The sequence below is a fragment of the Polaribacter litorisediminis genome, assembly GCF_019968605.1.
Lineage (GTDB): Bacteria > Bacteroidota > Bacteroidia > Flavobacteriales > Flavobacteriaceae > Polaribacter > Polaribacter litorisediminis.
Map to the genome: position 1 here is coordinate 646,173 of NZ_CP082966.1, position 24,032 is coordinate 670,204.

The 24,032-nt window shown below is 31.4% G+C and carries 22 protein-coding genes; 17 read left to right on the forward strand and 5 right to left on the reverse strand.

Annotated elements, in window-relative coordinates; translation table 11 throughout:
* Positions 1-53: 53 nt before the first annotated feature.
* The 3 genes from K8354_RS02755 (at position 54) to K8354_RS02765 (ending at position 3,530) form a co-directional block, all read left to right on the forward strand.
* Positions 54-743 carry a response regulator gene (locus K8354_RS02755; protein ID WP_223445210.1) on the forward strand — a complete coding sequence of 230 codons (690 nt, stop codon included), beginning with the start codon at positions 54-56 and terminating at the stop codon, positions 741-743.
* Positions 744-877: 134 nt separating this feature from the next.
* Positions 878-1,552 carry a hypothetical protein gene (locus K8354_RS02760; RefSeq protein ID WP_223445211.1) on the forward strand — a complete coding sequence of 225 codons (675 nt, stop codon included), beginning with the start codon at positions 878-880 and terminating at the stop codon, positions 1,550-1,552.
* A gap of 280 nt (positions 1,553-1,832) precedes the next feature.
* Positions 1,833-3,530 carry a tetratricopeptide repeat-containing sensor histidine kinase gene (locus K8354_RS02765; protein WP_223445212.1) on the forward strand — a complete coding sequence of 566 codons (1,698 nt, stop codon included), beginning with the start codon at positions 1,833-1,835 and terminating at the stop codon, positions 3,528-3,530.
* Positions 3,531-3,540: 10 nt separating this feature from the next.
* Here K8354_RS02765 and K8354_RS02770 read toward each other — a convergent pair whose 3' ends face one another.
* Positions 3,541-4,038, reverse strand: a complete 498-nt coding sequence (locus tag K8354_RS02770) for a metallophosphoesterase family protein (protein WP_223445213.1) — start codon at positions 4,036-4,038, stop codon at positions 3,541-3,543.
* Between the two features lie 98 nt (positions 4,039-4,136).
* On the opposite strand from K8354_RS02770, the gene truA reads away from it, so the two are divergent.
* Both truA and K8354_RS02780 read left to right on the forward strand, forming a co-directional pair.
* On the forward strand, positions 4,137-4,862 hold the full coding sequence (gene truA / locus K8354_RS02775; protein ID WP_223445214.1) for a tRNA pseudouridine(38-40) synthase TruA: 726 nt from the start codon (positions 4,137-4,139) through the stop codon (positions 4,860-4,862).
* Between the two features lie 3 nt (positions 4,863-4,865).
* Positions 4,866-6,632: an ABC transporter ATP-binding protein gene (locus K8354_RS02780; RefSeq protein WP_223445215.1), complete on the forward strand. Its 1,767-nt coding sequence runs from the start codon at positions 4,866-4,868 to the stop codon at positions 6,630-6,632.
* A gap of 4 nt (positions 6,633-6,636) precedes the next feature.
* Here the strand turns inward: K8354_RS02780 and cdaA are convergent, their stop codons facing one another.
* Positions 6,637-7,413, reverse strand: a complete 777-nt coding sequence (gene cdaA / locus K8354_RS02785) for a diadenylate cyclase CdaA (protein ID WP_223445216.1) — start codon at positions 7,411-7,413, stop codon at positions 6,637-6,639.
* Between the two features lie 414 nt (positions 7,414-7,827).
* Between cdaA and K8354_RS02790 the strand changes: the two genes are divergently transcribed.
* The 6 genes from K8354_RS02790 to K8354_RS02815 all read left to right on the forward strand — a co-directional run bounded on the left by K8354_RS02790 (position 7,828) and on the right by K8354_RS02815 (position 14,770).
* On the forward strand, positions 7,828-9,738 hold the full coding sequence (locus K8354_RS02790) for a CocE/NonD family hydrolase (protein ID WP_223445217.1): 1,911 nt from the start codon (positions 7,828-7,830) through the stop codon (positions 9,736-9,738).
* A 12-nt stretch (positions 9,739-9,750) separates the two neighbouring features.
* The gene (locus K8354_RS02795) at positions 9,751-11,565 is read left to right on the forward strand and encodes a Xaa-Pro dipeptidyl-peptidase (RefSeq protein WP_223445218.1); all 1,815 of its coding nucleotides are present in this window, start codon (positions 9,751-9,753) and stop codon (positions 11,563-11,565) included.
* An 82-nt stretch (positions 11,566-11,647) separates the two neighbouring features.
* Complete coding sequence (locus K8354_RS02800) at positions 11,648-12,064, forward strand: DUF4174 domain-containing protein (RefSeq protein ID WP_223445219.1); 417 nt, start codon at positions 11,648-11,650, stop codon at positions 12,062-12,064.
* Positions 12,065-12,124: 60 nt separating this feature from the next.
* On the forward strand, positions 12,125-12,280 hold the full coding sequence (locus K8354_RS02805) for a C1orf53 family protein (RefSeq protein WP_437440123.1): 156 nt from the start codon (positions 12,125-12,127) through the stop codon (positions 12,278-12,280).
* A gap of 44 nt (positions 12,281-12,324) precedes the next feature.
* The gene (locus K8354_RS02810) at positions 12,325-13,035 is read left to right on the forward strand and encodes a DUF4197 domain-containing protein (RefSeq protein WP_223445222.1); all 711 of its coding nucleotides are present in this window, start codon (positions 12,325-12,327) and stop codon (positions 13,033-13,035) included.
* Positions 13,036-13,135: 100 nt separating this feature from the next.
* Positions 13,136-14,770, forward strand: coding sequence for a family 16 glycosylhydrolase (locus tag K8354_RS02815; RefSeq protein ID WP_223445223.1), 1,635 nt, complete (start codon positions 13,136-13,138; stop codon positions 14,768-14,770).
* Positions 14,771-15,227: 457 nt separating this feature from the next.
* Here the strand turns inward: K8354_RS02815 and K8354_RS02820 are convergent, their stop codons facing one another.
* Both K8354_RS02820 and pyrF read right to left on the reverse strand, forming a co-directional pair.
* A complete protein-coding gene (locus tag K8354_RS02820) occupies positions 15,228-16,019 on the reverse strand; it encodes an ABC transporter substrate-binding protein (RefSeq protein WP_223445224.1) in 792 nt (263 codons plus the stop codon).
* The gene (gene pyrF / locus K8354_RS02825; RefSeq protein ID WP_223445225.1) at positions 16,010-16,837 is read right to left on the reverse strand and encodes an orotidine-5'-phosphate decarboxylase; all 828 of its coding nucleotides are present in this window, start codon (positions 16,835-16,837) and stop codon (positions 16,010-16,012) included. The genes K8354_RS02820 and pyrF overlap by 10 nt, the downstream gene beginning before the upstream one ends.
* A gap of 84 nt (positions 16,838-16,921) precedes the next feature.
* Between pyrF and K8354_RS02830 the strand changes: the two genes are divergently transcribed.
* The 5 genes from K8354_RS02830 (at position 16,922) to K8354_RS02850 (ending at position 19,737) form a co-directional block, all read left to right on the forward strand.
* The gene (locus K8354_RS02830; RefSeq protein ID WP_223445226.1) at positions 16,922-17,416 is read left to right on the forward strand and encodes a TlpA family protein disulfide reductase; all 495 of its coding nucleotides are present in this window, start codon (positions 16,922-16,924) and stop codon (positions 17,414-17,416) included.
* Positions 17,417-17,500: 84 nt separating this feature from the next.
* The gene (gene tpiA, locus K8354_RS02835; protein WP_223445227.1) at positions 17,501-18,259 is read left to right on the forward strand and encodes a triose-phosphate isomerase; all 759 of its coding nucleotides are present in this window, start codon (positions 17,501-17,503) and stop codon (positions 18,257-18,259) included.
* Positions 18,260-18,339: 80 nt separating this feature from the next.
* Positions 18,340-19,176, forward strand: a complete 837-nt coding sequence (gene prmA, locus K8354_RS02840; protein WP_223445228.1) for a 50S ribosomal protein L11 methyltransferase — start codon at positions 18,340-18,342, stop codon at positions 19,174-19,176.
* Between the two features lie 10 nt (positions 19,177-19,186).
* Positions 19,187-19,462, forward strand: a complete 276-nt coding sequence (locus K8354_RS02845) for an ATP-dependent Clp protease adaptor ClpS (protein WP_223445230.1) — start codon at positions 19,187-19,189, stop codon at positions 19,460-19,462.
* A gap of 2 nt (positions 19,463-19,464) precedes the next feature.
* Positions 19,465-19,737, forward strand: a complete 273-nt coding sequence (locus K8354_RS02850; RefSeq protein WP_223445232.1) for a hypothetical protein — start codon at positions 19,465-19,467, stop codon at positions 19,735-19,737.
* 382 nt (positions 19,738-20,119) lie between these two features.
* On the opposite strand, the gene dnaN is transcribed toward K8354_RS02850, so the two are convergent.
* Positions 20,120-21,238: a DNA polymerase III subunit beta gene (gene dnaN / locus K8354_RS02855; RefSeq protein WP_223445234.1), complete on the reverse strand. Its 1,119-nt coding sequence runs from the start codon at positions 21,236-21,238 to the stop codon at positions 20,120-20,122.
* A gap of 263 nt (positions 21,239-21,501) precedes the next feature.
* On the opposite strand from dnaN, the gene K8354_RS02860 reads away from it, so the two are divergent.
* Complete coding sequence (locus K8354_RS02860) at positions 21,502-23,991, forward strand: PIG-L family deacetylase (protein WP_223445236.1); 2,490 nt, start codon at positions 21,502-21,504, stop codon at positions 23,989-23,991.
* Positions 23,992-24,032: the final 41 nt, after the last annotated feature.

The window sequence follows — 24,032 nt, forward strand, 5'->3', positions numbered from 1 at the left end:
TGATTACGGGGATTGTGTAATGAAAATAAGTGTGTTAAGTTTGTAATGTAATAATGAAGAGAAAGATATACGTTCACGTAGCAGATGACCATAAAATTGTAATTGAAGGCATCATGGCTGTAATAGATACTGATAACGACATAAAAGTTAGAGGATATTCTTTAACAGGAAAAGAGGTCGTCGATTGGTTTGAAGCTAAAGAAAACAAAGCAGATGTTTTAATTTTAGATATTACGATGCCCATCATAGACGGAATTGGAGTTTTAAGATATTTTAAAGCAAATAAAATTAAACAAAAGGTTATTATTCTTTCTTCTTATGATGATATAAATATTGTGCAAGAAATGCTAGCGTTAGGTTGTAAAGGATATATCACAAAGAATAATGCAGGAGAGCATATTATAAAAGCTATCAAGGCGGTTGCTAAAGGAGAGCAATATTTTAGTGATGATATTCAAAGAGAACTTTTTAAATCGTTTTCAGGACAAGGAGCATTTAAAAATGGTTCGTCTGATGAGGATTTAATAGAAGAGCTAACAGAAAGAGAATTAATTGTTTTAAAGTTGATTGTAAAACAATACAGTTCTCCAGAAATCGCTCATATTTTAAAAGTAAGTAATAGTACAGTAGAAACACATAGAAAAAATTTATTTAAAAAAATAAAAGTTAAAAATTCAGTAGGTCTAGCAATGTTTGCGGTAAAAAATAAGATAGTATTAATAAATAATATGTCAGATCTTTAAGTATGTGAGGTGATTCCCTCTAAAAGATGTAATATTAGTCCCCCAACACCATTAAAATCCCCCAATGGCTATCTTTTTATCGCTTGCATTGCAAAGCTTGCTAGAATTCACAATTAATAATTAAATATAAAACAATGAAAAAAATTAAATTCTTGTCCGTTATGGCGGTAGTTGCTTTGGGTATTGCTTCTTGCTCCAATGAAGATGCAGTGCTAACAACTGATCAAAATGCTAAATTATTAAAAACCTTTAAAGTTCAAAGAGATGCTACAGGCGCTTACTCTGTGGATTTTAATGTTTCTGACAATACGGAGGTAAACAAGGTTTTAAATAAAAATGACAATACAAGACAATATTTTTTGTTTTCGTCCGACAAAGCCACAGAAAGTAATATTTCTCATGATTTATCAATAAAAAACGACCAAGTAAAAATAGGGTTTGTAGATACACAAGCATCAAAATCAAACAGTGTTACTATTTTTGATGACATAAGTTTTGCAAGAAAATCTGGCAATTCACTTAGATTGCTTAGCTATAGTGTTGTTAAAAATGAAGATGGTTTGTATGATTTAGATTTTACGGTAGAGGAAAACACCAATGTAAGCTTTGTATATAATGAAGAACTTAAGATTCATGAAGTGCATTTAAGAGGAGGTAAAAGAGGTGAAGTTGATTTTTCTAGAAGCTTAGAAAAATTAGAGGGAGAACCGTTGAAGATTGATTTTGTCAATCATATGGGTAACCCAAATGCAAAATCTTATAAAGAGCTTTTGGTTAGAAAGCCAAGAGTTATAATTATTAATGACTAATGGCATAAGCATCAAAATGACTAACTAAATGTATTTCCATTTCTTATACATTTCAATATAGCATACAGCTGCAATGAATGCTATGCTATTCTTTTATTTTCTTTATTATAGACAGAAAATAAAGTTCAAATTTAGAATCAATCACTTGGAAATTCAAGTAGCATAATACTAAAATCAATTTTTGAAAAATAGGTTATTTTTTTATCTTCTTTGTTTTAGTATATTGAGAATATGCGCTAATAACGATAATAAGAATACAGAAAACATCTTTCTAACAAAGATGTCTTCTGTATTTTTAATTAAAAATGATTCATTAATTGAACTTAAATACGGTAAAGCTTTGCAGCTTTTTAAAACCGAAAAGTTTGGGGAAGCTTTAGAGAAATCTTTAGATTATATAGATGAGTGTAAAGAGGCAGGAAATGAATATTGGATTTATAAGTTTACTTTACTTTTAGCAGATATTTATGATAAATCAAACAAATTTGAAAAATCTATTCAGTACTATAGGGAATCATTAAGTAAAATTAGTGCGCCCTTGACCGAGAAGAATAATGCAAAAATTAATGAGGTTGTATTTGCTGAAATTTTTTTAAAAATAGGTAGTGCATATCATAAACTTTCACAAGCGGAGCAAGAAAACAATAAATATTTTTATCTAGATAGTGCAAAAGTATACTATGAAAAGTTAGAGAGGTTCCCTCAATTAAATCCAGAGATCAAAAATATTATAGCAAAAGCCTACAGCAATTTATCTGGTATTTATGAACAAGATTCAATTTACGATAAAGCAGAAAATTATGTTAGGAAAGCTATTGAAGTGCATAGAGAAAGTAAGAATAGCATAAATAGAGCTGCTGCTTTAAATAATTTAGGGAATATCTTTTTGTCGCAAAAAAAATATAAGAAATCTAAGGAAATTTATAAAGAAGCTATCCATCTTATTAAGAATGATAGTAGTTCAAAAGCTAATAGAGTGAAATCTGGTTTGTATTTTAATTTGGCTTGGGCCATGAGAAATTTAAAAGATTATAAAGCATATGACCTTCAAGAACAGTCTCATGAGTTACAAGGAGATATTAGAGAAAAAGAAATCAGTGGAATTATAGAACAAATTACGCAAGAATATAATTTTGAAGCTCAAAAAGAACTATTTCAAGAGCAAGAAGAAGTGAAACGACTAAGAGATCAAAGAATTTTTTGGAGTTTTGCAATATTAGGCCTCTTGATTATAATTTCTCTAGTGTATTTCTTAAATCTATACAAATTAAAACAAAAGAATTTAGCTTTAAAGTTAAAACAAGTAGCGCTTATTCAAAATCAAAATTTAGAGAAATTAAAATCTGAAACGCAAGTCAGAATTTTAAATGCAACGATAGATGGTAAAGAGTCAGAAAGAAAGGAAATTGCAGAAACGTTGCATGATAGTGTAAGTGCCTTACTTTCTTCTGCGAATCTGCACTTACAGGCTGCAAGAAAACAGTTTAATGGTAGTACAATTATTGAAATAGATAAAACGCAAAAAATAATTGTAGAAGCTTCTCAAAAAATTAGAGACTTATCGCATAATTTGGTTTCTTCAGTTTTATTAAAATTCGGTTTAAATTTTGCAGTTAGAGACATTGCAGAAAAGTATTCTAATTCTGAATTACATATAAATACCGATATTAAAAATACTAAAAGATATCATCAAAGCTTTGAAATTAAGGTGTATCATATTATTCAAGAGTTTGTCAATAATATTTTAAAGCATAGTAAAGCAGATAATGCGCTCATCGAATTAAAAGAAAAAAATAATAAGTTAATTCTTGTCATTTCAGATGACGGTATTGGTTTTGATAGAACGAAAATAAACATGAAAAAGGGGATAGGAATCAGTCAGATAGAAGCTAGAATTCAAATGATGAAAGGGAAATTTGAGATAGAATCTTCCTTAAATAATGGAACTAAGATTTTTATAGAACTTCCTGTTTTATAGAAAGAAAAGCCTAACCTCGTTTTGCCAATTCTATAATTTCTAAGTTTTTTATGGCTGCTTCATCTATTTCAAAACGAAGCATGGTTCTAATCTTATGAAATCCATGATTTCCGGCAGCGCCGGGGTTTAAATGTAATAAATTCAACTTTTTATCATATTGAACTTTTAAGATATGAGAATGACCCGAAATAAAAATTTTTGGTGGATTCATAGTAATCTCTTCTCTAATTCTTTGATTGTATCTATGTGGGTAACCACCAATATGAGTCATCCAAACGGAAACATCTTCAATCGAAAATTTGGCATCTAACGAGAATTCCGCTCTAGCATCTTTATCATCAATGTTACCAAAAACAGCACGTAATGGTTTCAGTTTTTTAATAGCATCTGTAACTTCTAGATGACCAATATCACCAGCATGCCATACCTCATCAGCCTGTTTTATGAATTTTAAAATTTGATCATCCATATAACTATGAGTATCCGATAATAACAATATTTTTTTCATAAAAAAAGGGTAGGAAAATTTTAACGTCTCTTAAGGAATCAAAAATAAGGATTCCTAAATAAATTTCGTAATTTTGAGCTCTTCAAAAAAAGATTTTCTTGAGATATTTTATAGAACTTTCATACAATGGGAAAAATTATCATGGTTGGCAAATTCAACCAGATGTTATTTCTGTGCAAGAAAAATTAAATAATGCGGTAAGTACAGTTCTTCAAGAAGAAATTCAGGTTGTGGGAGCAGGAAGAACGGATACGGGTGTGCATGCATCGCAAATGTTTGCCCATTTTGATACCACAAAAGAGTTGAAAGAAGAGATTCTTTTTAGGCTAAATTCAATTTTACCCAATGATATTTCTGTTGCTCAAGTTTTTTTAGTAGATGACGACAAACATGTTCGTTTTGATGCCATTTCGAGGAGTTATGAATATAAAATTTGGTTGGGTAGAAATCCGTTTTTGTTAGATTTTTCATGGCAAATACATTCGCAAAAACCCAATATAGCTTTGATGAACGATGCAGCAAAACTATTATTAGAATACGAAGATTTTCAGTGTTTTTCTAAAGTAAAAACAGATGTCTATACTTTTAATTGCAATATTACGGAAGCGTTTTGGGAACAAAAAGAAAATGAGTTAACCTTCTATATTTCTGCAAATCGTTTTTTAAGAAACATGGTAAGAGCAATCGTTGGTACTTTAAAAGATGTTGGTTTGGGAAAAATATCAAAAGAAGATTTTAGAAAAATTATAGAGAGCAAAAATAGGAGCAATGCAGGATTGTCAGTTCCGGCAAAAGGCTTATTTTTAACACAAATTAAATATTAAATTTTGGGAGAAAAATCTGGAAATGCTTTTGATATGCAAATTTTTTCAAGACTGATGTCTTTTGCAAAACGCTATCGCTTGTATTTTTTTATTGCATCATCATCTACCATATTGTTGGCTTTATTTTCTGTCTTATCACCGTATATTTTAATCAATACGGTAGATGAGTATATTTTATCTAAAGATAAAGTAGGTTTGTTAAATTACACCCTTTTAATGCTCGGTGTTTTAATGGTTGAAGTGCTTTTACAGTTCATCTTTATCTACTTTGCCAATTGGGTAGGACAACATATTATTAGAGATATTAGAGCAAAAATTTTCAGGCACATTTTACAATTTAAGATGTCTTATTTTGATACGAATTCTGTCGGTAGATTGGTAACAAGAGTAGTTTCTGATATAGAAACAATCGCAGCTTTCTTTAGCAATGGTGTATTTACGATTTTAAGTGATATTCTAAAAATGTTTGCTGTCACTGTTGTTATGCTTATTTTAAATTGGAAATTAGCATTGATTACTTTAGCTATTTTACCAATTCTAGTGTATGCAACGAAATTGTTTCAGGTGGCTATTAAAGAAACTTTTCAAGAAGTTAGAAATCAAGTGGCTAATTTAAATGGTTTTGTACAAGAGCGCGTTACGGGGATGAAAATTGTGCAACTCTTTAATAGAGAAGAAATTGAATATGAGAATTTTAAAGAAATAAACAGCAAGCATAAACAAGCTCATATAAAAACTATTTGGTATTATTCTGTTTTCTTCCCGATTGCAGAAATTTTATCTTCTATCGGTATTGGGCTAATTGTTTGGTTTGGTGGCGGACAGGTAGTGCAAAATTCAGGGATTTCTGTAGGTATGATTATGGGGTTTATTCAATATGCACAAATGCTTTTTAGACCTTTGCGCCAAATTGCAGATAAATTTAATCAATTACAAATGGGCATTGTGGCAGGTGAACGGGTTTTTAAAGTGATTGATACAAAAAGTAGTATTGTTAAAAACGGAACAGTTTTAGCAAATAATCTAAAAGGAGATATCAATTTTAAAAATGTTAGATTTAGTTATTTAAAAAATGAGGAGGTTTTAAAAGGAATTTCTTTGGATGTAAAAAGTGGACAAACCATTGCTATTGTTGGTGCTACAGGTGCAGGAAAATCTACCATTATTAATTTAATAAATCGTTTTTACGAGATAGACAGTGGCACCATTTCTATTGATGATGTTTCTCTTGACGACTATACTTTAGAGAGCCTTCGAAATCAAGTAGCGATTGTGTTGCAAGATGTATTTTTATTTTCAGATTCTATTCTAAATAATATTACTTTAAAAGATGAGAATATCACCATAAAAGAAGTTGAAGAAGCCGCGAAACAGATTGGTATTCATGATTTTATTTTAACACTTCCAGGTGGGTATCATTATAATGTAAAAGAAAGAGGGGCGATGTTATCTTCAGGTCAAAGACAACTTATTGCTTTTTTACGAGCATATGTAAGCAAACCTAGTATTTTAATTTTAGATGAAGCCACCTCTTCTGTAGATGCCAATGCCGAGCAGATGATTCAATTTGCGACAGAAACCATTACAAAAGATAGGACATCAATTATCATTGCACATCGATTAGCCACTATTAAAAAAGCGGATAAAATTATTGTAATGGATAATGGTCTTATTGTTGAAGAAGGCTCTCATCAAAAATTGTTAGAAAAGGAAAACGGGTATTATAAAAATTTGTTCGATAAACAATTTAGTTTAGATGTTGCCTCTTAACGGGTTACATTAAATCATTCTTAAGTTTTTCGTTGAGTTCATCTAAAGTAGAATATAAAACAAATTCACCATCTTTTATATAAGAAATTTCGCCAGTTTCTTCGGAAACTAATAAGCAAACGGCATCGGTTTTTTCACTAGCACCAATAGCTGCTCTGTGTCTTAAGCCAAATCTTGCAGGTATTTTTGTGCTGTCAGAAATGGGTAATACAACTCGTGTAGCTACTACATAATTATCTCTGATAATCGTTGCTCCGTCGTGTAAAGGGCTGTTTTTAAAGAAAATACTTTGTAGTAGTGCTTCGTTTACAAGTGCATTCATAGTATCTCCTGTATTGATTAAAAAGTCTAAACTGTTGGTGCGTTCAATTACAATTAAAGCGCCCGTTTTACTTTTAGACATGTTGCTACAGGCCTTTAAAATTTTATCGGTATCTACTTCAGACGTAATTTCTGATTGTAAAAATTTTAATTGCTTTAAAAAACTTTTTTTGTTAGAAAAATTGGTGGTGCCAATCATCAATAAAAACTTTCTTATTTCTTGTTGAAAAACAATGATCAAAGCAATCACCCCTCCTGATAGTAAATAGCCTAAAATACCACTTAACATTTCCATTTTTAGTGCTTGCGTTATTTTCCAAATTAGAAATATAAGTGCAATTCCGATAAAAATATTAATAGCTACTGTGCCTTTTAATAATTTATAAATATAGTAGAGTAGCAGCGCGACTAGTAAAATATCTAGCACATCTAAAAAAGAAAAAGGTACAAAATCTAACATATAAATAGAATGATTTGGGTAAAAGTACTAATAAAATTTTTGAGTGCACTATCCGTTTTTTCTTAATGAATCTCAATTTTGAAAAATAGAAAAGTTATGCATTTAAAATTATTAGCGAAACAGTTCTAGCTGTTAATTATGTTTATCTGGTCTGTTATCAATTTAATTCTAGAATGTTGTGTTTATAAATTCAATTATTCGTTGAATTCATCTCCGTATGTAGCGAAATCTCAATTTATTTGAAAATAATTCTTAAAAACAGATCCTCAAATTTTTGTTTTATAATGTCATTTTAAAAAGTATGTAAAACAGTTTAGCTGAACTGGCAGCGTCAAAAGACACTTTAACAAAAGTATTTTTTAATAACTCTTTTTTGTTTTGTAGCTTTAGCAAATAAATTAAACTAATCTATACATGAAAAAATATTTTATACTGTACGTCTTTAGTCTTTTTGTTTTTGCTGCCTGTAATTCATCGAAAGAAACAGAAGAAAAAAAAGACACTTATGTTGTCGATAATTATACAAAGCAAGAAGTTGATATTGTTATGAGAGATGGCGTTAAACTTCATACAACAATTTATGCTCCGAAAAATACAAGTAAAGAATACCCAATTTTAATGCAAAGAACTCCCTACAGTTCTAGACCGTATGGCGATGATATGAGAACAAGGATTGGCCCGAATGTACATTTAATGAAAGAAGGAAATATTGTTGTGTACCAAGATGTTCGCGGACGTTGGATGAGTGAAGGCGTTTATGATAATATGCGTGCTTACATTCCGAATAAAGCCGAGAATCAATCTGATGAAGTGTCAGATACCTATGATACCATTGACTGGCTGGTAAAAAATGTTGAAAACAATAATGGAAACGTGGGTACTTGGGGAATTTCATATCCTGGTCATTATGCAACAATTTCTGCAATAGATGCACATCCTGCGTTAAAGGCAGCTTCTCCGCAAGCCTGTATTGGAGATTTCTTTTTTGATGATTTTCATCATAATGGTGCTTTTTTATTGAGTTATTTTAGAGCTATTCCTTTGTTCGGTACTTATAAAGATACACCTACAGATTCTGCTTGGTATTCTTTACCAAAAATGAATTCACAAGACCAATATCAGTTTTTCTTAGACAAAGGTCCTTTAAAAAATTTGAACGAATATTTTCAATATGATCAATTAGATGTTAGTACAACAGCTTCTAAAGATAGAATTGATGACTTTTTCTGGAAAGAAATTGTAGAGCACCCGAATTACGATTCTGTATGGAAAAGCAAAGGAATTATTCAGCATATGGATAAAGTACCGAGTTCTGTAGCCACAATGATTGTTGGAGGTTGGTTTGATGCAGAAGACTTATACGGACCTTTAGAAACCTATAAAGGCATCGAAAAAAACGGAAAAGATAATTACAATACCCTAGTTTTTGGCCCTTGGGATCATGGAAAATGGGCTAGTAGAGGTGTTAAAAATACTGTTGGTAATTATTATTTTGGAGATTCTATTTCACTAAAATTTCAAAAAGAGATTGAAACTAAGTTTTTTAACCATTTCTTAAAAGGAACAGGGGATAAAAATTCTGGTTTACCAGAAGCATATGTTTTTGATTCGGGTAAATTAGAATGGAAATCGTATGATGCTTGGCCTCCAAAAAATGTAGTAAAGCAAGATTGGTTTTTATCAGAAAATCAGGAATTAACGAGTGCTAAAAAATCAACTTCGCCGATACAATTTATCAGTGATATTAAAAGGCCTGTTCCGTATTCAGAAGATATTAAGACGGTTTTTACGCCAAGAAAATACATGACAGATGATCAGCGTTTTGCGGCAAGAAGACCGGATGTTTTGGTTTTTGAGACGGATGTTTTATCAGAAGATTTTACATTAGCTGGCGATATCTTGGCAAAATTAAAAGTGGCAACAACAGGAACTGCTGCAGATTGGATTGTGAAGGTAATTGATGTACATCCTTCTGATGCTCCAGAAAATAATAAAAACTTACAAGATCATTTAAAAATGAGTAATTATCATTTAATGGTAAGAAGTGAAGTATTGCGAGGTCGTTTTAGAAATAGCTTTGAAAATCCAGAACCTTTTAAACCGAATCAAAAAACAGATGTAAATATAAAACTACAAGATGTTTTTCATACCTTCAAGAAAGGGCATAAAGTACAGATTCAAGTGCAAAGTACTTGGTTTCCTTTAATTGATCTGAATCCACAAACGTATGTAGATAATATTTATAAAGCGAGTGCAGAGGACTTTAAAACACAAACGCATACCGTATTCACAGATTCATCTATTGAGTTTTCTGTATTAAAATAAAAATCCATAAACATGAAAAAATCAATTTTAATTTTATTTTTACTCGTTGTAAATCAATTTAATGCACAAGAAAAAGCCGTGCCTTTTTTTAAAGATGGCGAAGCACAAATTGTGGCCGCTTTTGAAGATGATAGTCAGTGGATACGTCATGATTTATGGGTAGAAACAACTTTTGACTCCGACGGAGATGGAAAAATGGATCGAGTTCACGTAGATGTAACAAGACCAGAACAAACGGAAACAGCAGGTTTAAAATTACCGGTAGTATATGAGTCTAGCCCCTATTATGCAGGAACGGCCGGTAACGCTCCAATTTTTTGGGAAGTGAAACACGAAATTGGCGAAAAACCTAAAGAAAGAAACCATACAGAGGTTGAAAGAAGAGGAAAGCGTCCAATAATTTCAAGCTCTCAAATTAAAACTTGGGTGCCAAGAGGATACATTGTTGTGCATTCATCATCACCTGGAACAGGGTTGTCTGATGGAGCTCCAACTGTTGGTGGAGATAATGAATCACTGGCACCAAAAGCAGTAATCGATTGGTTAAATGGACGAGCAAAAGGTTTTTCATCAAGAGAAGGAAACGAAGAAGTGAAAGCGTTTTGGTCTACAGGAAAAGTAGGAATGACAGGGACTTCTTATAACGGAACCATTCCTTTAGCAGCGGCGACAACTGGTGTTGAGGGCTTAGAGGCAATTATCCCTGTTGCTCCGAATACTTCTTATTATCATTATTATCGTTCAAATGGTTTAGTAAGATCACCTGGAGGATATTTAGGAGAAGATATTGATGTATTATATGATTTTATCCACAGTGGAAAAGAAGAGAATCGAGCCAGAAATAATAAAGTAATTAGAGATACAGAAATGGCCAATGGATTGGATAGAATTTCTGGAGATTACAATGATTTTTGGGCAGGACGTGATTATTTAAATGACATGAAACCAATGAAAGCGGCATTATTAATGTCTCATGGTTTTAATGACTGGAATGTAATGCCAGAACATAGTTACAGAATTTACAAAAAGGCAACCGAAATGGGCTTGCCAACTCAAATTTATTATCATCAAAATGGTCATGGAGGACCGCCACCAATGAAAATGATGAATCGTTGGTTTACTCGTTACTTATTCGGAATTCAGAATGGTGTTGAAAACGATTCAAAAGCATGGATTGTTAGAGAAAATGATGAAAGAAGCAATCCTACTGCTTATGGTGCCTATCCAAATCCGGCAGCAAAATCGGTTACTTTTTATTTAAAAGGAGGAGCGCCAGAGGCCGGTAGTTTATCAACAAATAGATCTTCTTCAAAAGGAACAGAAACTTTAGTAGACAATTACTCATTTTCTTCAGAAGCTTTGGCGCAAGCAGATTATACAAATCATCGTTTAATGTATGTTTCGCCTACTTTAAAAGAAGATGTTCATATTTCAGGCATATCAACAATTACCATTAAAGCAGCAAGTTCTAAAGCTGCTGTAAATTTATCGGTGTACTTAGTCTCACTGCCTTGGAACGAAGGTAGAAGAACCAAAATTACAGATAATATAATTACACGCGGTTGGGCAGATTTACAAAACCATAAATCACTTTCTAAAAGCGCACCTTTAAAGCCAGGTAAATTTTATGAAATGACTTTTGATTTGCAACCTGATGATCAAATTATTAAGAAAGGTCAACAAATTGGTTTGATGATTTTTTCTAGTGATAATAATTATACGCTATTACCAAAACCAGGAACCGAGTTAACCATCGATTTACAAGGAACCTCAATAACAATTCCTGTTGTTGGCGGAGAAAATGCATTTAAGAAGTCTGTAGAGTAATTTAAAATTTTAGAAAAGGTCTTGTTATGTGTTCGATATCAGTAATTTAAAATATTAATATATAGTAAGACCTTTGCGCTATATGAGAATTCTTTCAACAATTTTCTTATTTTTTACCTTTATTTCTTTCAGTCAAAATATTGAATCTCATCAATGGGAAAATAGAATTTTAGTAATTTATACTGCGGATAAAAATTCGAAGGAATTAGAAAATCAATTATTTATTTTATCAAAAAATAAGGAAGAGTTGTTAGACAGAAAATTAATGATCTATTCTTTTACAAAAAATGAATTTCGGTTTCAGTTTGAAGAGTATTGGCAGAAATCAACAATAATGGATAAGAGGTATATCGACAAAAAACAAGCGTTTAAAATATTCTTACTAGGTTTGGATGGAGAGGTTAAATTGAAACAAACATCCGTTGTGTCGTCTGAAAAGTTATTGGCAATTATTGATGGTATGCCGATGAGAAAAAGAGAAGTTAGCAATAAAAATTAGACTTTAAGTTGGTTTGTTTTAACTCGAAACTACTATTTTTGCAATATGTGTAAACCAAGAATGGTGCTAGATAAAGACGATTTTTACTTAACGAAAGAAGGTTATAAAGTTTTTACTGAAAAATATCACCTAAAAAGAGGATATTGTTGTAAAAATGGCTGTAAACATTGCCCTTACGGATATGATAAAAAGACAGATACTTTTAAAAATAAGTGACTTTTCTGTTAAAAATGTTTCATAACAATAACAATATATAGAAAATGATAAAAAGAATTTTAATTTTAGCAATCGCTATTCAATTTGCAGGTTGTGCGGAATTACAAAAAGTAGTGAGTCAATTACCGAATGGAGTTGGTTTGTCCCAAGAACAAATAGGCAATGGTTTAAGGCAAGCACTAGATAACGGGATTAAAAATCAAGTTACCAAGCTAACATCAAAAGATGGGTTTTATAGAAATGAAATGGTGAAAATTTTATTGCCAGAAGAATTGCAAGCGGTAGATAAAGGTTTGCGCACCATAGGTTTGGGTAATTTAGCAGATGAAGGTATTAAGGTCTTAAATAGGGCTGCAGAAGATGCTGTAAAAACGGCGACACCAATTTTTGTAAATGCGGTGAAAGAAATTTCTTTTAACGATGCAAAAAATATTTTATTGGGCGATAAAAATGCGGCAACCATGTATTTAAAATCCAAAACAAATGAGCGTTTGTACAATAGTTTTACACCAGTAATTAGTAACTCTTTTTCAAAAGTGGGTGCAGATAAAGTTTGGAGTAATTTAATTACAAAGTATAATGCTATTCCTTTTGTAAAAAGTGTTAATCCAGATTTAACAAAATATGTAACAGATCAAGCGCTAAAAGGTGTCTTTACAATGATTGAAGTTGAAGAAAAAGGAATTAGAGAAAAAGTGGCTTTAAGAAATACTTCTTTATTAAAACAAGTTTTTGCATTGCAAGATAACGGATAAAACAAGCTTTTTTAACACCTTGTATAGTTTTTGTATTGGTGAATTTTGAAATCTAAAATTTAGGAATCCCTATTTTTGTTTTGAACTTTAAAACGATAAAATGCAAAAAATATATACGCTCTTTTTATGTTTAGCAACTTTAGGTTTACACGCTCAAACAACCGTTGAGGATGACTTTGAAGGAAATGGAACCATCGCTTCTTGGCAACAAGATGGTGCTGCTGTAAACGCTGCTTTTTCAAATCCTGTGAAAGAGGGTATCAATACATCGAACACCGTTTTGCGTTATGATGATAACGGAGGCCAATATGCAAACGTCTTTTTTGATATTCCAGAAAAATATGATTTATCAGAAAACCATACTTTTTCTTTAAAAATTTATATTCCACAAGCAAGTTTAACAGGCAACCAGAATAATCAAGTTTCTTTAAAATTGCAAAACAATACTATGGGTGCTCCATGGTCTTCACAATCAGAAATTATTAAAGATGTTACTTTAGATGCGTGGCAAACCGTAACCTTTAATTTTAAGGATGATAATTTCACTAATTATGATGCTAACGCTGAAGATCCTATAAATCGGTCTGATTTTAACAGAGTTTTGATACAAATAAACGGAGAAGATAATACAGATAAAGTAATCGCTTATATAGATGATTTTTTATATGATGGCACGGTAACGCCTACGAATAATAATACCGAGCCAGATCCTGTTTATGATAATTTAGTTTGGTCTGATGAATTTGATGGAGAATCAGGTCAAATAGTACCGGTGGATGATAGTAAGTGGTTTCATCAAACGCAGTTGCCAGCGGGTGGAAATTGGTACAATAATGAAGTACAGCATTACACCAATAGAATAGAAAATACGTTTGTTGAGGATGGCGTTTTAAGCATTGTTGCCATTAAAGAAAATTTTACAGATCAAGGTCATACAAAATCATATACTTCAGCAAGGCTAAATTCTAAATATGCATTTACTTATGGTAAAGTAGAGGTTAGAGCTAAAATGCCCACGGGTGTAGGTACATGGCCGGCAATTTGGATGTTAGGTAAAAATATTATAGAAGCAGGAGGATATTGGACAGACACTTACGGAACTACTCATTGGCCAGCATGTGGTGAGATTGATATTATGGAACATTGGGGGAAAAATCAAAACTATATTTCTAGCGCAATGCACACGCCTTCAAGTTTTGGGGGAACCATAAATCATGGAGGTCAGTACATTCCTACAGCGTCAACAGCATTTCATGTTTATGAATTAATTTGGACTCCAGAAAGAATGGTATTTAGTGTAGACGGCAATGTTCATTATATCTACAATCCAGAGACTAAAAATGATGAAACATGGCCTTATTATGAAGACCAGTATTTCTTGTTAAATATTGCTATTGAGGAAAATGGAACGCCTGCAAGTTTTACCCAAAGTGCTATGGAAATCGATTATATTAGGGTGTATCAAGAATCTACAGCTTCTGTTTCTGATATCAATTTGTTAGAGAACGTAAAACTGACTCCAAACCCAGTAAATAATGAGTTAACAATTCAAGTTGATGAAGGTTTAAAATTTACAAAAGGAACAATTTACAGTATCACAGGAAAAAAAATACATACATTTTTTCAAAATTCATTTAAACAAACGCATGATACTTCTTTTTTAAAGAAAGGAATGTATCTATTAAAAATTGAAACATCGACAGCATCTAAAATGTTTAAAATTTTAAAAAATTAAGGGATTTTATAGCCAAAATGATAGGTTTGATTTCATTAAAAAATTCATGGTTTAATTAGAAAAATTATGTATATTTACTCGACATAATTCCCTCCAATCGATTATCATGTATTATAAAAATCAATTTATTACTTATAAGAAGCATTTGCTTGACAGGTACTCAAGCTTAGTAGAAAAGTCTGATAACTACAGATTTGAAGATGAAGTAAAAAGTGATCTCGCAGCTTTTAAGGCTATGAAGTTACTAGAAAAAATTAATCAAGTACAGTATTTAGACAGAGAATTTACGATTTAATTGAAAAGAAAAACCTCGAGTCTCTGCCTCGAGGTTTTTGTTAATCTTCTATGAAATTCAATGGAGAGCTGTACCGATTAAATTCTATAATTAATTTGTTAAAAATTATTGTAATCCCTATCTTGTAAAGGTTATCAGTTAAAAAATAACATTGGTTTATTTTTAAAAACCTCGATGTAGCTTTTTGAAATAGTCAAAAGCAAACAATAGTCTTGTTCCGTACCAAGAAAAGAACTCCCCATCTACTAAAATTATCTGTGTTTTTTTAAAGGTGTTTTCGAGTTCTAAAATATGCTTTTCGCCAAAAGGATAGGGTTCTGAAGATAGAAATATAAAATCAAGATCCTGCTCTTTATGCAAGTCTGTTAAATTAATCTCAGGGTAGCGATTTTTATGTTGAAATACATTTTTAAAGTTATTGACTTCTAAAAGATGATTGATAAAGGTATTGTTTCCGACAACCATCCAAGGCGTTTTCCAAATGAAATACGCTACTTTTTTATCTTTTTTATCTTTGATGAAATTAAGAAAATCAATTTTTTTATTTTCAATTTTAAGTATTTGTTCTCTCGCTTTTTCTTCACAAGAAAATATTTCCCCATATTGATGAATTAGTTGCAACGTATCTGCAATCGTAAAAATATCAGAAACATGGGTGGTGGCAATTTGTCTACAATTTTCTACGATGTCCTTGGTGTTTTCTTCTTTATTACAAAGAATAATATCAGGTTTTAGATGCTTTATAACATCAACTTTAATATTTTTTGTACCACCAACAACTGTTTTCTTTTTGATCAATCCATTTGGATGAATACAAAATTTTGTAATTCCAACGATGCTATCTTCCAAACCTAAATCTACTAGTAATTCTGTAATACTTGGTACTAAACAAATAATTCTTGTTGGTGTATTTTTAATTTCTAGCGTAGTATGTAGCTGATCTTTTATAAGCATTTAAATTCTTTTAAAATGGCTTGCATTTCAAGCTGTAATTCTTCAGCTTTAGAAGCCGCCATGTTGGCAAAGTTTTTTTCTTTGGATGCATAAATAATCCCTCGAGAGGAGTTGATTAAAAGCCCAATGTTTTTAGATAAACCATATTTACAAACATCCTGTAAATTTCCGCCTTGCGCGCCAACTCCCGGAACTAATAGAAACGAGTCAGGAACAATTTTTCTAATTTCTTTAAAATACTCAGCTTTCGTTGCACCCACAACATACATTAGGTTTTCAGCGTTTTTCCAGTGTTTAGAAGTTTCTAAAACGTGTTTATACAGTTCTTTGTCATTTACTTTTTTTGTTTGAAAATCAAAAGCACCTTCATTAGAAGTTAACGCCAACATAATAGTATGTTTATCTTTAAAAGCTAAAAAGGGTTCTACAGAATCTTTTCCCATGTAAGGAGCAACCGTTACTGAATCGAAGGCTAAATCATTAAAAAATGCTTTTGCGTACATGGTTGAGGTATTGCCAATATCACCACGTTTTGCATCGGCAATGGTAAAAATTTCTGGATAATTTTTATGAATGTATTGAATGGTCTTTTCAAGCGCCTGCCAGCCTTTAATTCCGTATGCTTCATAAAAAGCAGTATTGGGTTTATAAGCAACACAAAGGTGTTGAGTTGCATCAATGATAGCTTTGTTAAATTCAAAAATAGGATCTTCTAAAACTAATAGATGTTCAGGGATTTTATTTAAATCTACATCTAAACCGATGCATAAAAAAGATTTTTTTTGTTTTATTTGTGATACAAGTTGGGCTGTTGTCATTATTTTTACTTAAATTTTGTCAAAAGTACTATTTTAAACTTTTAAGATTTGTAAGTTGTTCCTTTTTTAGCAGACATATTTTATATGAAGAAAATAATTTTACTACTTTTTATCACTTTAATAAGTTGCGGCGCGGAAGACCCTAAAGAGTTTTCCGAAAAAGCGTTGCAAGATATGTTGATTGATTTAGACAATACTAAACTTACCTTTAGAGAAGTATTATATCATAATAAAGGAAAGAAAATACTGATAGATGTTTGGGCTTCTTGGTGCAAAGATTGTATTGTAGGGATACCCGATTCAAAAAAACTACAAAAAGAATTTCCTGAAGTTGTTTATGTATTTTTGTCTGTAGATTTTAGCAAGCCTTCATGGAAAAGAGCGATAGAAAAGTACAATTTAGAAGGAGAACATTACAATTTGCCAAAAGGAATGAATTCCGGTGATTTTGTAGATTTTATAAATTTAAGTTGGATTCCTAGATATATCGTAGTAGATGAAAAAGGAAGGATACAACTTTTTAAAGCTACAAAAGCATCTGATCAAAGCATTGTAAAAGCTTTAAAAACTAAAATATAAATCGTTATCGTAAGTATTTGTTTTTCTGAGTGATATTTGTAATTCATTTATTAAATTTACATTCTATAATAAAAGTATATAATTATGAGAAAAAAAATAGTAGCCGGAAATTGGAAAATGAATAATGATAAGGCTGAAACTAGTGCCCTTATTAAAGGGTTAAAAAGATCAATTAAAAAATTACCATTAAAAAATACAAGAGTAATTATAGCGCCATCTTATCTCAGTTTATCTTCTGCAGTTAAAAAAACAAAAGATACTCCTATAGAAGTGGCTGCTCAAAACATGCACCAAGCTAAAAGTGGTGCCTACACAGGAGAAATTTCAGCAGATATGTTAAAATCTATCGGTGTTAAAACAGTAATTATTGGGCACTCTGAAAGAAGAGAATATTTTTGTGAAACAGATGAACTTTTAGCAGCAAAATTAGATGCAGTTTTAGCAAATGATATGGAAGCAATTTTTTGTTTCGGTGAAAAATTAGAAGAAAGAAAAAAAGAAGACCATTTATTAGAAGTAGGGAGCCAGTTAAAAAACTCATTATTTCATCTAAAGCCAGCAGATTTTAAAAGTATAATTTTAGCATATGAACCCGTTTGGGCCATCGGAACAGGAGAAACTGCTAGTCCAGAGCAAGCGCAAGAAATGCATGCATTCGTTAGAACCGTTATTGGTAAGAAATTCGGACTAGAAGTAGCAGATTCAGTTTCTATCTTATACGGAGGTAGTGTAAAACCTGCCAATGCAGAAGAAATATTTTCGAAGCCAGATGTAGATGGTGGTTTAATTGGAGGCGCGGCTTTACAAGTTGAAGATTTTACAGCGATTATAAAAGCGATATAATATATTTTTAATTTATGTATAAATTTGGTTGTAAAACCAATAAATTTGCATCAGGATTTAAAATCTTGATGCATTTTTTTATGGATAATATATACTTAGAGTACAATTTTACGGTAGCACCCAAAGAACCAGCAACAGAAATTTTAATTGCAGAACTTGGCAACGTTGGCTTTGAGAGTTTTGTGGAAAATGAAAAAGGGGTTACTGCTTATATTCAAAAACAAGATTGGCACGCAAATATTTTAGATGATATTTATATTTTAAATGCTGATGAATTTTCTATTGAATACAATCAAAATGAAGTAGCGCAAACCAATTGGAATGCAGAATGGGAAAAGAATTTTAATCCGATTCAAGTAGATGATGTAGTGAGCATCAGAGCTCCTTTTCATAAGAATCCTAACTTAAAGTATGATATTGTTATAGAACCAAAAATGAGTTTTGGTACAGGGCATCATGAAACTACACACATGATGGTGCAACATTTACTAAAGTTAGATTTAGAAAATAAGAAAGTTTTAGACATGGGCTGTGGTACCGGAATTTTAGCGATTTTTGCTGAAATGAAAGGCGCAAACCCAATTGATGCTATTGATATTGATCGTTGGTGTTATGAAAACTCTGTTGAAAATATAGATAGAAATCACTGTAAAAATATTAGCGTTTTTGAAGGGGATTCTTCACTTTTAACGAACAAAAAGTATGATGTAATTATTGCGAACATCAACAGAAATATATTGTTGATGGATATGGTAATTTATACAAATTGTTTGCATACAAATGGGGTGCTGTTATTAAGTGGTTTTTATCAAGAAGATATGCCAATTATAGATGCAGAAGTTTCTAAATACAATTTAAAACTAGAAACCTTTATAGAAAAAAATAATTGGGTTGCATTAAAATACAATAAGTTGTAATTTTGTGGTTATGAGTACAAAAGAAAAAATTCAGGAAGAAGTAGATGTTTTAGAGCAAGAAACTTTTCAACATGAAATCGTATTGCATAATGATGAAGTAAATACGTTTGATTTTGTGATTGAATCTTTAATAAAGGTATGCGACCATACCTTAGAACAGGCCGAACAATGTACTATTTTGGTGCACTACAAAGGAAAATGTACGGTAAAATCTGGTGAGTACAAAGATTTGGAGCCAAGGTGCTCTAAATTATTACAATTAGGATTATCTGCCGAATTAGTCTAAATATGGAAAATGTTTTTAAATATTACGAGTTTTCAACTTTTTTTTTAGATAACTCGGGTTCGTTTTCAGGAAACGAAATTTCATATTCAGAACTCAACGATACGCATTTTTTAATTTTTGAAAAAATTAAAGAGACCTACAACTTGTATGTTTCTAGATATCGCCATAAAAAAGATATTGGTCAGCATAGTCCTGAAATTCTAGAACTTCTTGTAGAAAATTATGACAAAAGTATTCCGGAACACAGACTCGCAATCAAACAATATGTAGACTAAAATTGAGAAATTTGAGGGTTTAATAGGTAACCAATGAATATCAATTTTACTTCCAATGATTCTTTTAGCAGCTTATGATTTGCATAAGTATCAAAACAAATTTAAAAATCAAATGATTTAAAGTTCTGCAAGATTTAAAAATGATGACACAATAGTATTCAACGAATGAAATCTGGAAATATAAAATCGATTACTAGAAATTATCATGAACGAAGGGCTTTTGCAGTGACTTTTTAAAATTGAATTTATGTATCCCAACAATTCGCTATAATATCGAAAAATTGATACAAATATTCGCATAAAGGGTAATATCCAAAACAAATTAATAAAAAAAGCACCGTAAGTAAACGATGCTTTATTAATAAGTTATATGTTTTGTGTCTTAGTTATTCAACATCACAGGCATTACTAGCATTGTTACTTGTTCGCCTTCATCTGTACCATCTATGGGCGTTAAAATTCCGGCTCTGTTTGGCAAAGACATTTCAATTAATACTTCGTTCGCGTTTAAGTTGTTTAACATTTCGCTTAAAAACCGAGAATTGAAGCCAATTTGCATATCATCACCCTGGTAATCACAGCTCAAACGCTCATCTGCTTTGTTGGCAAAATCTAAATCTTCTGCAGAAATATTGAGTTCTGTACCCGCCATTTTTAAACGAATTTGATGCGTAGTTTTACTAGAGAAAATAGAAACACGTCTTACAGAGTTTAAGAAAGAAGCTCTATCAACCGTTAATTTATTTGGATTCTCTTTTGGAATTACAGCTTCGTAATTAGGATATTTTCCATCAATTAAACGACACATTAAAATCACATTATCTATCGTAAATTTTGCGTTAGCATCGTTGTATTCGATGGTTACATCGCTTTCCAATCCTCCTAAAATACCCTTTAATAAATTTAAAGGTTTCTTAGGCATGATAAATTCTGCAGTTTGATCTGCAGTAACATCTGTTCTGGAATATTTTACCAATTTATGTGCATCTGTCGCTACGAACGTTAAGCTTTGTGGGCTAAATTGAAAAAATACACCACTCATTACTGGGCGTAAATCGTCATTTCCTGCAGCAAAAATAGTTTTAGAAATGGCAGTTCCTAAAATATGTGCAGGCACAATGGTTGCACTTGGTGATGGCAAGGAAACTGCTTTCGGAAACTCATTTCCACTAAAATAAGCCATGTCATATTTCCCTTGATCAGAACTAATTTCAATCGTATTTTTACCTTTTGTTTTAAATGTTAAAGGCTGATTTGGAAATGTTTTTAAAGTATCTAACAACAAACGTGCAGAAACAGCAATAGAAGCAGTGCTTTCACTTTCTACCTCTACAATAGAACTCATCGTTGTTTCTAAATCTGATGCAGAAACCTTTAGTTGATTTTCAGATAATTCAAACAAAAAATTATCTAAAATTGGTAACGTATTGTTGCTATTTATAACACCGCCTAAAACTTGTAGTTGTTTTAATAACTGAGAACTCGATACAATAAATTTCATTGGTTATTTTTCTTAATTAGAATTACAAATATAACTTTAATAAATGATTTTAAAAATTAATTTATCAAGAGGTTCAGAGGGCTTTGTTCTAGATTTTAAAATGTTATAATTATGTTAACAAACTAATTTTTGATTCAAAAAAACTACATTTGTTTCACTTTTAATAAATGATAATGACAATAATTGTCATGCAGAGTGCTGTAAAAAATTTATTTATGTTTTTATTGCACGCTACCTGACAAAAAAATGACCAGCATTCAAAAATGAAGAAACTTTTACTTTTTATAGGAACATTTTTTTTGATTTCTATTTCAATATTCGCCCAAAAACCTCAAAAATTATCAACAAATCAGATTTACGAGAAAATACAGAAACTAAATTTTTTAGGAACAGCCCTCTATATTGCCGCGCATCCTGATGATGAAAATACACGTTTAATTGCCTATTTAGCCAATAATGTAAAAGCTAGAACAGGATATTTGTCTTTGACAAGAGGTGATGGCGGTCAGAATTTAATTGGTCCTGAAATTAGAGAATTGTTAGGAGTTATAAGGACCCAAGAATTGTTAGCCGCAAGAAATATTGATGGCGGTGAGCAATTTTTTACACGAGCGAATGATTTTGGATACTCAAAACATCCAGATGAAACTCTTAAAATTTGGAATAAAGAAAAGGTGTTGAGTGATGTTGTTTGGGCCATTAGAACTTTTAAACCCGATGTCATTATCAATCGTTTTAATCACGAAACGCAAGGAACAACGCACGGACATCATACTAGTTCGGCGATGTTAAGTGTAGAAGCTTTTGAATTAGCCAATGATAGTACTAAATACAGTGCCCAATTAGAAAACACAAGTTTATGGCAGCCAAAACGACTATTTTTCAATACTTCGTCTTGGTTTTATAATGATGAAACAGCCTTTGAAATAGCGTCTAAAGACTTTACAAAATTAGATGTTGGTGTATATTACCCGTTAAAAGGATTGTCTAACAATGAGTTAGCTGCTATGGCGAGTAGTCAGCATTTGTGCCAAGGTTTTGGTAGAGTTACAACAAGAGGAACGCAAACAGAATATTTAAAATTTTTAAAAGGAGATACTTTACAGGATACAAATGATATTTTTTCAGGAATTAATACTACTTGGAATCGAATAGAAGGAGGTGGAGAAATTGGCGCTATTTTATATGATCTTGAAGAAAATTTCGATTTTGTGAATCCGTCTAAACATCTCTCAAAATTATTAGTTGCGTACCAAAAAATACAATTATTAGAAGACAGCCACTGGCGAAAAATTAAAGAAAAGCAAATCAAAGAAATTATTGAAGCTTGTGCCGGATTGTATTTAGAAGTTTCAGCTAATAGTTCTAGCGGAACTCCCAACTCTAAAATAGATGTTAATTTTGAAATATTAAATAGAAGTGATGTTACCATGGTTTTAAGTTCCATCGAATCTTCTATGGATGAAAAAGTATTTATTAAAGAAGCGACTCTTTTTAACAATAAAAAGATGACCTTTAAAGAAACCATCAACTTAAAAACAGATCAATTTTCAGACCCTTATTGGTTAAGAGAGCCTGCAGCATTAGGAATGTATACGGTTACAGATTCTTTGTTCATAGGGAAACCGGAAACACCAAGACCTGCTAAAATGAATTTTAATTTAGTGATGGAAGGTGTACCAATTACCATCACTAAAAATGTAGTAAGAAGATATGCCGAACGTGATCAGGGAGAAATTTATGAGCCGTTTGAAATTTTACCTTTAATAACAACGAAGCTAAAAAACAAAGTGCTTATTTTTTCTGATGAAACACCTAAAAAAGTAAGTGTGGTTGTAAAAGCTGGTGCAAATTTTATTTCGGGTACTGTGCGTTTACAAGCTCCTGAAAATTGGCAAATTTCTCCTAATGAACATACCTTTAATATCGAACAGAAAAATGATGAAGACACGGTAACTTTTTTGGTAACAGCTCCAGAGAATGAATCTGTTGGAAAATTAAAAGTAGTGGCATCTGCCAATGGAAAAGAATATAGTAAAGAATTGATAGAAATTAATTATAACCATATTCCTAAACAAGCTGTTTTATTAAGCTCTGAAGCAAAAGTAGTTCGTTTAAATATTGAAAAAGTTGGCGATAAAATCGGGTATATTAAAGGAGCCGGAGATGCAGTGCCAGAAAGCTTACGTCAAATTGGATATACTGTTGAAGAAATTAATCCTTCGGAAATTAATGAAAATAATTTACAAAAATACGATGCCATTGTTTTAGGAATTAGAGCTTATAATGTGGTGAAAGAATTAAAATTTAAGCAAAAATTTTTATTAGCGTATGTAAAAAATGGCGGAAATATGATTGTACAATACAACACCAATAGAGGAGTAGATGTTAAGGCTCCTTATGGTTTAAAATTGTCTAGAGACCGTGTTACGGATGAGTTGTCTGAAGTAATTATTTTAGATGAAACACATGAACTCTTAAATTTTCCAAATAAAATTACACAAGAAGATTTTAACGGTTGGGTGCAAGAAAGAGGCTTGTATTTTCCAAATTATTGGAGTCAAGAATATACACCATTGTTTTCTATGAAAGATAAAGGAGAAACGCCAAAATTGGGAAGTTTATTAATGACAAAATATGGTAAAGGATATTATATGTATACCGGTTTAAGTTTCTTCAGAGAATTGCCTGCGGGTGTTTCTGGTGCATATAAATTGTTTGCCAATATGCTTTCTGTTGGAAAAGGGAAATAAGTTTTATAACAAGAGTCTCCCTATCGTTTTGAGCCTTTTTG

Bases quoted from the DNA above. Each gene is read 5' to 3' on its own strand.
- K8354_RS02755 (WP_223445210.1), top strand. From the start codon at position 54: ATGAAGAGAAAGATATACGTTCACGTAGCAGATGACCATAAAATTGTA.
- K8354_RS02760 (WP_223445211.1), top strand. From the start codon at position 878: ATGAAAAAAATTAAATTCTTGTCCGTTATGGCGGTAGTTGCTTTGGGT.
- K8354_RS02765 (WP_223445212.1), top strand. From the start codon at position 1,833: ATGTCTTCTGTATTTTTAATTAAAAATGATTCATTAATTGAACTTAAA.
- K8354_RS02770 (WP_223445213.1), bottom strand. From the start codon at position 4,038: ATGAAAAAAATATTGTTATTATCGGATACTCATAGTTATATGGATGAT.
- cdaA (WP_223445216.1), bottom strand. From the start codon at position 7,413: ATGTTAGATTTTGTACCTTTTTCTTTTTTAGATGTGCTAGATATTTTA.
- K8354_RS02790 (WP_223445217.1), top strand. From the start codon at position 7,828: ATGAAAAAATATTTTATACTGTACGTCTTTAGTCTTTTTGTTTTTGCT.
- K8354_RS02795 (WP_223445218.1), top strand. From the start codon at position 9,751: ATGAAAAAATCAATTTTAATTTTATTTTTACTCGTTGTAAATCAATTT.
- K8354_RS02800 (WP_223445219.1), top strand. From the start codon at position 11,648: ATGAGAATTCTTTCAACAATTTTCTTATTTTTTACCTTTATTTCTTTC.
- K8354_RS02805 (WP_437440123.1), top strand. From the start codon at position 12,125: ATGGTGCTAGATAAAGACGATTTTTACTTAACGAAAGAAGGTTATAAA.
- K8354_RS02810 (WP_223445222.1), top strand. From the start codon at position 12,325: ATGATAAAAAGAATTTTAATTTTAGCAATCGCTATTCAATTTGCAGGT.
- K8354_RS02815 (WP_223445223.1), top strand. From the start codon at position 13,136: ATGCAAAAAATATATACGCTCTTTTTATGTTTAGCAACTTTAGGTTTA.
- K8354_RS02820 (WP_223445224.1), bottom strand. From the start codon at position 16,019: ATGCTTATAAAAGATCAGCTACATACTACGCTAGAAATTAAAAATACA.
- pyrF (WP_223445225.1), bottom strand. From the start codon at position 16,837: ATGACAACAGCCCAACTTGTATCACAAATAAAACAAAAAAAATCTTTT.
- K8354_RS02830 (WP_223445226.1), top strand. From the start codon at position 16,922: ATGAAGAAAATAATTTTACTACTTTTTATCACTTTAATAAGTTGCGGC.
- tpiA (WP_223445227.1), top strand. From the start codon at position 17,501: ATGAGAAAAAAAATAGTAGCCGGAAATTGGAAAATGAATAATGATAAG.
- prmA (WP_223445228.1), top strand. From the start codon at position 18,340: ATGGATAATATATACTTAGAGTACAATTTTACGGTAGCACCCAAAGAA.
- K8354_RS02845 (WP_223445230.1), top strand. From the start codon at position 19,187: ATGAGTACAAAAGAAAAAATTCAGGAAGAAGTAGATGTTTTAGAGCAA.
- K8354_RS02850 (WP_223445232.1), top strand. From the start codon at position 19,465: ATGGAAAATGTTTTTAAATATTACGAGTTTTCAACTTTTTTTTTAGAT.
- dnaN (WP_223445234.1), bottom strand. From the start codon at position 21,238: ATGAAATTTATTGTATCGAGTTCTCAGTTATTAAAACAACTACAAGTT.
- K8354_RS02860 (WP_223445236.1), top strand. From the start codon at position 21,502: ATGAAGAAACTTTTACTTTTTATAGGAACATTTTTTTTGATTTCTATT.